This window comes from Vibrio sp. 10N.222.49.C12, assembly GCF_041475025.1.
GTDB classification, from domain to species: Bacteria; Pseudomonadota; Gammaproteobacteria; order Enterobacterales; family Vibrionaceae; genus Vibrio; species Vibrio crassostreae_C.
The window spans coordinates 20,165-30,737 of record NZ_JBFRVF010000076.1 but is presented as its reverse complement, the minus strand read 5'-3'; the positions used below and the strand labels follow the sequence as shown (position 1 = coordinate 30,737).

General features: G+C 45.8%; 11 protein-coding genes. 9 read left to right on the top strand and 2 right to left on the bottom strand.

All coding sequences use genetic code 11. The annotated features are described in order from the left end of the window. Positions 1–102: 102 nt before the first annotated feature. Positions 103–996 carry a DMT family transporter gene (locus AB4583_RS19210; protein WP_017070098.1) on the bottom strand — a complete coding sequence of 298 codons (894 nt, stop codon included), beginning with the start codon at positions 994–996 and terminating at the stop codon, positions 103–105. 138 nt (positions 997–1,134) lie between these two features. Between AB4583_RS19210 and rmuC the strand changes: the two genes are divergently transcribed. The 7 genes from rmuC (at position 1,135) to tatC (ending at position 7,470) form a co-directional block, all read left to right on the top strand. Further along, the gene (rmuC, locus tag AB4583_RS19205; protein ID WP_017070099.1) at positions 1,135–2,667 is read left to right on the top strand and encodes a DNA recombination protein RmuC; all 1,533 of its coding nucleotides are present in this window, start codon (positions 1,135–1,137) and stop codon (positions 2,665–2,667) included. A 65-nt stretch (positions 2,668–2,732) separates the two neighbouring features. Next, positions 2,733–3,512, top strand: a complete 780-nt coding sequence (gene ubiE / locus AB4583_RS19200; RefSeq protein WP_026012235.1) for a bifunctional demethylmenaquinone methyltransferase/2-methoxy-6-polyprenyl-1,4-benzoquinol methylase UbiE — start codon at positions 2,733–2,735, stop codon at positions 3,510–3,512. 98 nt (positions 3,513–3,610) lie between these two features. Next, positions 3,611–4,216 carry an SCP2 domain-containing protein gene (locus AB4583_RS19195; protein ID WP_017063051.1) on the top strand — a complete coding sequence of 202 codons (606 nt, stop codon included), beginning with the start codon at positions 3,611–3,613 and terminating at the stop codon, positions 4,214–4,216. Continuing rightward, complete coding sequence (gene ubiB, locus AB4583_RS19190) at positions 4,213–5,847, top strand: ubiquinone biosynthesis regulatory protein kinase UbiB (protein WP_017065813.1); 1,635 nt, start codon at positions 4,213–4,215, stop codon at positions 5,845–5,847. Before AB4583_RS19195 ends, ubiB begins: the two co-directional genes overlap by 4 nt. 53 nt (positions 5,848–5,900) lie before the next feature. Next, complete coding sequence (tatA, locus tag AB4583_RS19185; protein WP_017060154.1) at positions 5,901–6,155, top strand: Sec-independent protein translocase subunit TatA; 255 nt, start codon at positions 5,901–5,903, stop codon at positions 6,153–6,155. Between the two features lie 3 nt (positions 6,156–6,158). Then, positions 6,159–6,566: a Sec-independent protein translocase protein TatB gene (tatB, locus tag AB4583_RS19180; RefSeq protein ID WP_017060155.1), complete on the top strand. Its 408-nt coding sequence runs from the start codon at positions 6,159–6,161 to the stop codon at positions 6,564–6,566. A 148-nt stretch (positions 6,567–6,714) separates the two neighbouring features. Further along, entirely contained in the window at positions 6,715–7,470 is a 756-nt protein-coding gene (gene tatC, locus AB4583_RS19175; RefSeq protein WP_017060156.1) for a twin-arginine translocase subunit TatC, read from the top strand. A 288-nt stretch (positions 7,471–7,758) separates the two neighbouring features. Here the strand turns inward: tatC and AB4583_RS19170 are convergent, their stop codons facing one another. Further along, positions 7,759–8,520, bottom strand: a complete 762-nt coding sequence (locus tag AB4583_RS19170; protein ID WP_017063053.1) for a TatD family hydrolase — start codon at positions 8,518–8,520, stop codon at positions 7,759–7,761. A gap of 208 nt (positions 8,521–8,728) precedes the next feature. Between AB4583_RS19170 and hemB the strand changes: the two genes are divergently transcribed. Together hemB and AB4583_RS19160 are read left to right on the top strand one after the other, a co-directional pair. Beyond that, entirely contained in the window at positions 8,729–9,772 is a 1,044-nt protein-coding gene (gene hemB, locus AB4583_RS19165; RefSeq protein WP_017060158.1) for a porphobilinogen synthase, read from the top strand. 76 nt (positions 9,773–9,848) lie between these two features. Next, positions 9,849–10,283, top strand: a complete 435-nt coding sequence (locus tag AB4583_RS19160) for a GNAT family N-acetyltransferase (protein WP_017063054.1) — start codon at positions 9,849–9,851, stop codon at positions 10,281–10,283. Positions 10,284–10,573 lie beyond the last annotated feature (290 nt).

Below are 10,573 nucleotides of genomic sequence, written 5' to 3'. Positions count from 1 at the left end.
GAGTCATACGACTCGCCATTTTTGTATCTAACATTGTGCTCTAGCTCTAGATTCGACTTTATCGATAGCTTTTCGTGCTCAATTGAATCTTTTAGCTCTTATTTACGCCGGTTTGTTTTTTGAAAACTTGATCTGTTGAATCACTAAGCCAGCAATGATCAGTACCAAGCCAAACAGGGTCGCTGGGTGAATCTCTTCGCCGATAATAGTGGAAAGTAGCATCAACGAGATAAACGGCGAGGCAAAAATTAGGTTGCTGATACGCGCCGTATTGTTGGTTAGCTTGAGTGCTGATAACCATAATACAAAGGTAATGCCCATCTCGAACAGACCAACGTAAGTCACCGCCATCCAACCCTTCGCCGTAATTTGGCTAAAGCTCTCGCCTTCAAAAAGGGTTAAACCGATCGCGAAAGGTAATGCCACTAAGAAACCAAGCAGTACGCCAACCACTGGGTCAGCCTTGTTTTTGGTGTTGAGAATCCAATATCCTGCCCAAAGCAGAGTAGAAAGCAGCGCCAGTGCCACACCGAGTGGGCTATCGAACTGCATGCCTAACACATCGCCTTTGGTGGCAATAACTACCACACCCGCATAGCTGAAGGTACACGCAATCCAATCTTGCTTACGAATCTTTTGCCCCAGAAAAACCGCCGCCATTAAGGTTAGCGTGATAGCCCAGCTGTAGTTGATGGCTTGAGCTTGAGAAGCGGGCAGCAGGTCGTAGGCTTTGAATAGAATCAGGTAATAAGCCAATGGGTTAACCAAGCCGAGCAGCAGGTAATACCAAGGGTTTGAAAGGAACGTTGTACTCAGCTGAGAGAGCTTACCTTGAAAGGCGCAGACTGCGATCAGCGCAATCGACGACACAATACTGGCAATGGTCAGCATTTGAATCGGTGAAAACTCAGCAAGGGTCAGCTTAAAAGCAGTAGCGACCGTTGACCACAGCAGTACTGCGGAAAGGCCAAAGCCCAAGGCACGACGTTCGTTCATGGCAACTCATTCTAATTTGATGGGACAGAATACGGAGCGCCTAGTCTATCTGTCGAATTTTAATACGGCAAACTGGACATTTATCCAGTATCAAAATACCATTTAATGAGTTATTTCAAATTAGGCTAAATCATTATCATGCAATGGATTATCGAACATCAGGCAACGCTTATTGCTGCAATTTCTGGCGCGCTCGTCAGCGGCGGTGTCGTGGGTTGGTGGATTAAACAGAAGCTCTCTTTTCAGCAGCGATTGCTCGAGCAGCAGCTAGAGTCCGATCGTTTGTTGCATGAATCTCAGCAAGCTCAGCTCAAAGCATCACTCGCAGAGGCGCAACAAGAGCTCGATGAGTTAGATGATGACCGAGACAAAGCGGCATTCGAGCTCAAGCAGGCGCACGGTAAGGTGATGGCTGCAATGGAAAAACTGCGCTACTTTGAGGCGGTAAAGCAAGAGCGCCAGCAGTACGCTGATGAGATCAATGTGCTTAAAGATCATAAGTCTGAATTAGAAGCCGAGCTGCGCGAGCAAGAAGCAAGGCATGACCAAGAAAACCTCGCCAATAGCGAAAAGCTGCAGTTGCTAGAGCAAGCTGAATCACGACTTAAGCAGCAGTTTGAATTGTTAGCGAACCAACTGTTTGAAACCAAAACCGCCAAGGTCGATCAGCAGAATAAGCAGAGCCTAGAAGGTTTGTTGTCTCCACTAAGAGAGCAGTTGGAAGGCTTTAAGAAACAAGTGAACGACAGCTTCAGCCAAGAAGCCAAAGAGCGTCATACTTTGGTGCATGAGCTTAAAAACCTGCAGCGTCTTAATGAGAGTATGACGCGTGAAGCGGTGAACCTGACTCAAGCGCTAAAGGGTGACAACAAACAACAAGGTAACTGGGGCGAGGTGGTGCTGGCTCGCGTGCTTGCTGAATCAGGACTGCGCGAAGGGCACGAATACCAAACGCAAGTGAACCTGCAAAACGATGCGGGCAAGCGTTACCAGCCAGATGTGATTGTGCATCTGCCACAAGACAAGCAAGTGGTGGTGGATTCAAAAATGGCTTTGGTGGCGTTTGAGCGTTACTTCAATGCTGAAACTGATCAACAACGTGATGCTGCATTACGTGATCACTTGGCTTCATTGCGCGCACACATTAAAGGATTGAGCCAGAAGGATTATCATCAACTCAAAGGCATACAGAGCCTTGATTATGTGTTGATGTTTATTCCGGTAGAACCTGCGTTTCAGGTGGCGATTCAAGCCGACCCTAGCTTAGTTAAAGATGCGATGGAGCAAAACATTATCTTGGTTAGCCCAACCACTTTGCTGGTGGCACTGCGTACCATTGATAACCTGTGGCGTAACGACAGACAGAACCAGAACGCACAGGTTATCGCAGAACGTGCGAGCAAGCTTTACGACAAGCTGCGCCTGTTTGTTGATGATATGGAAGGCCTTGGCAGCTCACTTGATAGAGCAAACCAAAGTTATCAAGGGGCGATGAATAAGCTAGTCACAGGGCGAGGCAACGTGATTCGTCAGGCCGAAAGCTTCAAGCAATTGGGTGTTGAAGTGAAGAAACCGATCTCGATTGGTTTGGCCGAAATGGCGCAAAATGAGGCTTTTTCAGAAAATGCCTCCTTAGTAGAAAGACAACCCGCTGAGGATAAAGTAAACTAATCGGCCGCAGCGCCTCTAAACACGGAGCGTGCTGTCGATGAGAACTTACCATGGTAGATAACAGCATTATGGACACAAGCGTGCAGACAAATTCAGCAGTAGAGTCAGAAACCACACACTTTGGTTTCGAAACAGTCGCGAAAGACGAAAAAGTCGCGAAAGTAGCAGAGGTATTTCACTCTGTAGCCGCTAAATACGACATCATGAATGACTTAATGTCGGGTGGTGTTCACCGCTTGTGGAAGCGATTCACGATTGATTGCAGTGGCGTTCGCCCTGGTCAGCGTATCCTAGATCTTGGTGGTGGTACTGGCGACCTTACTGCGAAATTCTCGCGTATCGTTGGTGAAAAAGGCCACGTGGTTCTTGCTGATATCAACAACTCAATGCTGAATGTTGGCCGTGATAAGCTGCGTGATAGCGGCATTGTTGGCAACGTACACTACGTACAAGCGAACGCTGAAGAGTTGCCATTCCCAGATAACTACTTCGATTGCATTACGATCAGCTTCTGTCTGCGTAACGTAACCGATAAAGACCAAGCGCTGCGTTCTATGTACCGCGTACTTAAGCCGGGTGGCCGTCTGTTGGTTCTTGAGTTTTCTAAGCCAGTGCTTGAGCCACTATCAAAGGTTTACGACGCATACTCTTTCCACCTGTTGCCAAAAATGGGTGAGTTGATTGCTAACGATGCAGACAGCTACCGTTACCTTGCAGAATCTATTCGTATGCACCCAAATCAAGAGACTTTGGAAGGCATGATGCAAGAAGCGGGTTTCGAGAATACTAAATACTTCAACCTAACGGGCGGCATTGTTGCGCTGCACCGCGGTTACAAGTTCTAGTCGAGCTTGGTAGCAGGCTCGCTGAGCGTGCTAAACAATAAGAATAAAGATAGAACGGATAGGTTAAGGCTTATCCGTTTTCAAAGGTAAGGACAGTCATGCCATTTGATCCATTGGTAACCGCGGTTATTGAAACCTCTTTAAATACTTTCGTGAACGATGATCCAGCACTGGTTCGTCGTTTGTCTCGTTTAAAGGGGCAGATCATTCAAGTCAATTTGAAAGAGTTGAATAAAACACTCACTTTCGTTTTCAGCCAACAGATTGATGTGTTGTCAGAATACGAAGGGCAGCCTGACTGCTACCTATCTTTGAACCTATCGGTGTTACCTGAACTGCGTGAGCAATCGAACATCACCAAGCTGATCAAGCAAGATAAGCTGATCTTAGAAGGTGATATTCAACTGGCTCAGAAATTCGCTCAACTGATGACAGACTGCAAGCCTGATTTGGAAGAGTGGTTATCGCGCGTAACGGGTGATGTGGTTGCGCATACCTTGGTGCAAGGCGTTAAAAACGTCGGTGGCTTTGTTGCAAAACAGGCAACTAAGCATCAAAATCATGTTGCTCAAGTTCTGACTGAAGAGTGGAAGATCGCACCTGCACCGTTAGAAGTTGCGCATTTTTGCGACCAAGTTGATGACGTAAAAAGCTCTGCTGCTCGTCTTGAAGCTAAGTTGAACGCTCTGTTGGAGAAAGCATGACCCCAGCAGAACTGAAACGTCTTTATCATATTATCAAGGTACAGTTGGAATACGGCCTTGATGAGTTGATGCCGGAACACCAACTGACTAAAGCTCCTTTGTTGGCGCGAAAGTCACTGTTTTGGCTCAAGAACAAGCATCAAGATAAAGAGTTGGGTCATCGCTTGCGCCTTGCGCTGCAAGAACTTGGTCCAGTGTGGATCAAGTTTGGACAGATGATGTCGACACGTCGTGATCTGTTCCCTCCTCATATCGCCGATCAGTTGGCGTTGTTGCAAGACCAAGTTGCGCCGTTTGATGGTCAACTGGCGAAGCAAGATATGGAAAAGGCGTTGGGTGGCAGTTTAGACAACTGGTTTACCGACTTTGATATCGAGCCACTGGCTTCTGCTTCTATCGCTCAGGTGCATACCGCAAAGCTTAAAGAGAGCGGTCGTGAGATTGTTCTGAAGGTAATTCGACCTGATATTCGCCCGGTGATTGACGCAGATCTAAAACTGATGCACCGAATGGCGCGTATAGTCGCTAAGTCGCTTCCTGAAGCACGTCGTTTGAAACCGGTTGAAGTGGTTCACGAGTACGAGAAAACGTTACTTGATGAACTCGACCTGCGCCGTGAGGCGGCCAATGCCATTCAACTGCGACGTAATTTTGAAGGCAGTGAAGAGCTGTATGTTCCAGAGGTTATCCCTGATCTAAGCAGCGAAACCCTGATGGTGTCAGAGCGAATCTATGGTATTCAAGTCTCCGATATTGAGACGCTAGAAGCCAACGGCACCAACATGAAATTGCTCGCGGAACGCGGTGTGACGGTATTCTTCACCCAAGTATTCCGAGATAGCTTTTTCCATGCAGACATGCACCCGGGCAACGTATTTGTTAACCCAGAGAATCCAGATAACCCTCAGTGGATTGGTTTGGATTGTGGCATTGTTGGTACGCTCAATAGCGAAGATAAGCGCTATTTAGCAGAGAACTTGTTGGCTTTCTTCAATCGAGATTACCGTAAAGTTGCTGAGCTACACGTTGATTCGGGGTGGGTGCCACACGACACTAACGTCAATGATTTTGAGTTCGCGATCCGTATGGTGTGTGAGCCAATCTTTGCAAAACCACTTGGCGAGATCTCATTTGGCCATGTGTTGCTAAACTTATTTAATACAGCAAGACGTTTCAACATGGAGGTTCAACCTCAGTTGGTGCTTCTGCAAAAGACCTTGTTGTATGTCGAAGGCCTAGGCCGTCAGCTGTATCCGCAACTTGATTTGTGGGCAACGGCGAAGCCTTTCCTTGAAACCTGGATGATGAATCAGGTGGGGCCGCAAGCTGTGATCAACGCAGTAAAAGAGCGTGCGCCATTCTGGGCAGAAAAACTGCCAGAGCTGCCAGAGCTACTTTATGACAGCTTGCGCCAAGGTAAAGCGATGAACCACAGAATGGATCAGCTTTATCAAGGTTACCGAGATAGTAAGCGTCAGCAAGCAACTGGAAAGTTTTTGTTTGGCGTTGGAGCCACTTTAGTCGTATGCTCCGCAATATTAGTTTCAAGCCCTTATGAGCAGCTATCTATGGGCTGTGGCATCGCAGGTGTCACATTTTGGTTGCTTAGTTGGCGAGCTTACCGTCGTTAGACAGTAGACTCTCTTAATATTTTTATGTGTAGACAGACCCGAGGACAATGACAATGGGTGGTATCAGTATTTGGCAACTTCTAATCATTGCTGTAATTGTAATTTTGCTATTCGGAACAAAGAAACTGCGCGGTATGGGTGGTGACTTAGGTTCAGCGGTTAAAGGCTTCAAAAAAGCGATGAGCGATGAAGACAAGCCTGCAGATAAGAAAGATGCAGACTTCGAACCAAAGAATATTGAACAGCAGAAGACAGAAGCTCACGCTGAAACAACTGCTGAAACAAAGAAAGACAAAGAGCAGGCGTAAATCGTGTTTGATATCGGTTTTTGGGAACTGGTATTAATATCTGTCGTTGGGTTAGTGGTTTTAGGGCCTGAGCGTTTGCCCGTGGCGATTCGCAGTATTTCCAAGTTTGTTGGACAAGCGAAAAGCATGGCAAACAGTGTGAAAGATGAACTTTCTCATGAGCTTAAGGTGCAAGAGCTGCAAGAAAACCTACGCAAGGCGGAAAAAATGGGTATGGAAGATTTATCTCCAGACCTTAAAGCGTCAGTCGATGAACTCAAGCAGGCCGCTGCTGAGGTTCAACGTCCGTATGCTAAGCCTGAGTCTGATAAGCCAAGTGAGACTAAACCTAGTGTCATGGAAACTGTGGAATCTGAAACCATTCAGGTCAACAGCGAAGCTTCAGCACCGTCAGATAAGAAAGCCGAATAGTCTCGCAAGGAGGAGTCGCCGGATACTTGATTCGCTAGATGTTTAAATAGATATCTATTCAAGTAAATAACTATTCAAGTGGATACCAATTCAACTGGATAGATACACGCGCGGCTCCTTTTCGATCTTCCTGTTTAAGAGGTTTGACATGTCTTCGACTGAGCAGACACAGCCTTTAATTAGCCACCTTCTAGAACTACGTAATCGCCTACTACGTGCGATTGTCGCGGTGCTAGTGATATTTGTCGGGCTAATTTATTTTGCTAATGATATTTATGAATTCGTATCAGCACCTTTGGTAGATCGTCTACCGGAAGGGGCGACGATGATCGCAACCGATGTTGCATCGCCATTTTTCACACCGCTGAAATTAACCTTGATCGCGTCTATATTCCTCGCGGTTCCGTTTATTTTGTATCAGGTGTGGGCTTTTGTTGCTCCGGGTTTATACAAGCATGAAAAACGCTTGATCATGCCGCTATTGGCTTCAAGTTCATTGCTGTTTTACTGTGGTGTGGCGTTCGCTTACTTTATTGTATTCCCGTTGGTATTTGGCTTTTTTACGGCCATATCATTAGGGGGAGTAGAGTTCGCAACCGACATCTCAAGCTATCTTGATTTTGTACTCGCGCTGTTCTTTGCTTTTGGTATTGCCTTTGAAGTGCCTGTTGCGATTATCTTGTTGTGTTGGACGGGGGCAACAACGCCTCAATCTCTGTCTGAAAAGCGTCCTTACATTGTGGTGGGTGCTTTCATCATCGGTATGATGCTGACACCACCAGATATGATCTCGCAAACACTGTTGGCGATTCCAATGTGTATTCTGTTTGAGATTGGTCTGTTTTTCGCACGCTTTTACACGCGTAAGCCAGATGCGGATGAAGAGGAAGAAGCTGAATCTTGATTCGGAATGCTTCAGTAAAAATCACATAATAAAAAAGCGGCCTAGGGCCGCTTTTTTATTATGTCTGTTTATCGAATCTTTAACTGATAGCCACAGTTCTGACATATATAGAGCTCTTTGATGCCCAAAATTTTATGCCATAGGGTTCGATGTTGACGTTGTAAGTGTTGTGAATGGTCACACATAATCAACTACCTCTATATGCAGGTGATTGATACTATACATGTCACTTAGCTTTCTCAAATAAATTCAGGAAAAATCCGTAATAATTACTTATTAATAGATTTGTCATAAATTAAACAATGCCTTAGCATTTTTGGTGGTTATGTTTTCGACTTCTTCAAGGGTAATTCCGCGTAATTCGGCGATGCGTTTTGCTACTAATTCTGTGTAGGCTGGTTCATTGCGTTTACCGCGATTCGGTGTTGGTGCCAAGTATGGGCAATCTGTCTCTAGAATGACGTAATCCATATCGAGATGTGGGATCACCTTGTCCATCCCAGAGTTCTTAAAGGTCGAAACGCCGCCTAAACCTAAATGAAAGCCTAGCTCGTTGATCGCTTGAGCTTCCTCTAAGCTGCTACCAAAGCAGTGGAATACCCCGCGTAAGCTGCCATCTTGTTCTTTACGAAGTAGGGCAAGTGTCTCTTCAATGGAATCACGAGTGTGGATCACCACAGGTAGATCAAGCTCCTTTGCCCACTGCAGTTGAGTCACAAACGCCATCTCTTGTTCAGCCTTGAAGGTTTTATCCCAGTACAAGTCGATACCAATCTCACCCACGGCGATAAAGTCATGCTTATCAAACCAAGCTCGAATGGTTTTGAGGGTTTGCTCGATATTCGCATCCACATAACAAGGGTGTAAGCCCATCATTGAACGGCACACATCAGGAAACTGCGCTTCCGTTGCTAACATTGGTTCGATAGATTCTAAATCGATGTTCGGCAATAGAATGGTATCAATCCCTTGAGCCAGTGCGCGCTGCACAACTTGTTCGCGGTCTTCATCGAATTCACTAGCGTAAATATGAGCATGGGTGTCGATCATTGTTTTGTCCTGAAAGCGGTCTTTACTGAGTTGTCATGAGTATACGGCAGTGTGAGGAGAAGGTCATTTTTTGCCATTTATCCCTATTTTTGAGTGGGTTTCATATTTTACTGCTAGCGTCCTGAGCCATCAGTGATATGCTTTTGCCTGTATTTAGCACTTTTCATATCTAAGTATTTCGGTGCTTAGACTAGGCAAGGAGAATCTAGTGTCTGTTTCAATTCAAGGTCAATTCCCAGGTCGCCGTATGCGCCGTATGCGTAAGCACGACTTTAGCCGTCGCCTAATGGCAGAAAATCAATTGTCTGTGGATGATCTAATCTACCCAATGTTTATCCTGATGGGTAAAGACCGCCGCGAGCCTGTCGAGTCAATGCCAGGTGTTGAACGCTTGTCGATCGACTACATGCTTGAGGAAGCAGATTACCTGTCAAAGCTGGGTGTTCCTGCGATTGCTCTATTTCCAGTCGTGAACCAAGATGCTAAAAGTTTATGCGCAGCTGAAGCTCATAACTCAGAAGGTTTGGTGCAGCGCGCTGTACGTTTACTAAAAGAGCATGTGCCAAACATTGGCGTTATTACTGACGTAGCACTAGACCCGTTCACCACTCACGGCCAAGACGGCATCATCGATGAAGATGGTTACGTGATGAATGACGAGACGACTGAAGTCTTGATCAAGCAAGCATTATCACACGCTGAAGCGGGTGCTGACGTAGTTGCCCCATCGGATATGATGGATGGTCGCATTGGTAAGATCCGTGAAGCGTTAGAAGAAGCGGGCCATATTCATACTCAGATTATGGCGTACTCTGCAAAATATGCATCGTGCTACTACGGCCCATTCCGTGATGCAGTTGGCAGTGCTTCGAACCTGAAAGGTGGTAACAAGAAGAACTACCAGATGGATCCAGCCAACAGCGATGAAGCGATTCATGAAGTCGCGATGGATCTTAATGAAGGTGCGGACATGGTGATGGTGAAACCAGGCATGCCTTACCTTGATATTGTTCGTCGTGTTAAGCACGAACTGCAAGCGCCTACGTTTGCTTACCAAGTATCTGGTGAATACGCGATGCACAAAGCGGCGATTCAAAACGGCTGGCTGAAAGAGCGCGAAACCGTCATGGAATCACTGTTGTGCTTTAAGCGTGCTGGCGCTGATGGCATTCTTACTTACTTCGCTAAAGATGTCGCAGAGTGGCTTGCTGAAGATAACGCACAAGCTGCTGAGCATTTAAAAGAAAAGTAACCGTGTAGATCTCACTTAAGTGATCAGTAAAGGGTTGGCCATTGTGCCAGCCCTTTCGTTTATAAGGATGAATAAGATGTCAGTTGTCGTACGTGAAGGTTCTTTAGAAGAAGTGGTGTCTGTGGTCGAGCAGATCTCTGAGTTCGCTAAAAAAGAGAGTGTCGCTTCTCTGTCAGAGCGGCTGGCAGGGAAAAAGAGCCTTATCTTAGTGGCTGAAGAAGCTGGCGTGTTGCTTGGCTTTAAGATCGGCTATGAATTGGATCAAGATACTTTTTACAGCTGGTTTGGTGGCGTGTCACCGCTCGCGAGGAACAAAGGCGTTGCACAGGCGCAATTAGACGTTCAGGAACAGTGGGCGAAAGAGCAGGGCTACAGACAGTTAAAGGTTAAGTCTCGTAACCAGTTCCCTGCAATGTTGCGCCTGTTATTGAGAAACGGTTACCTAATCGAAAGATTTGAAGAAAAAGAAGACATTAATGACCATAGAATCCATTTTTTGAAGCAAATTTAAGCACTGCTGTTAACGGTTTATAAATCAAATGAGATTTATTATCATTTAATTGTTGACTATTAAATGAGAATCATTATTATTAACTTCGTCTTAGGGAATGAGGAAATGTTCACAAGGATGTTAAGTACTCAAGTATCTACTTGGTTACCCAACAGAATTCTCGCGAACTTGTACTAAGTTCTTTTTGACACGACATTGCTCACATTGCTTCCAGTGTAATTTATAGCTTTTAGGTAAAGCTGTGGTATTCAATTTGAATGGCTTTACCGGTTTTTGCTAGGCGACATCTT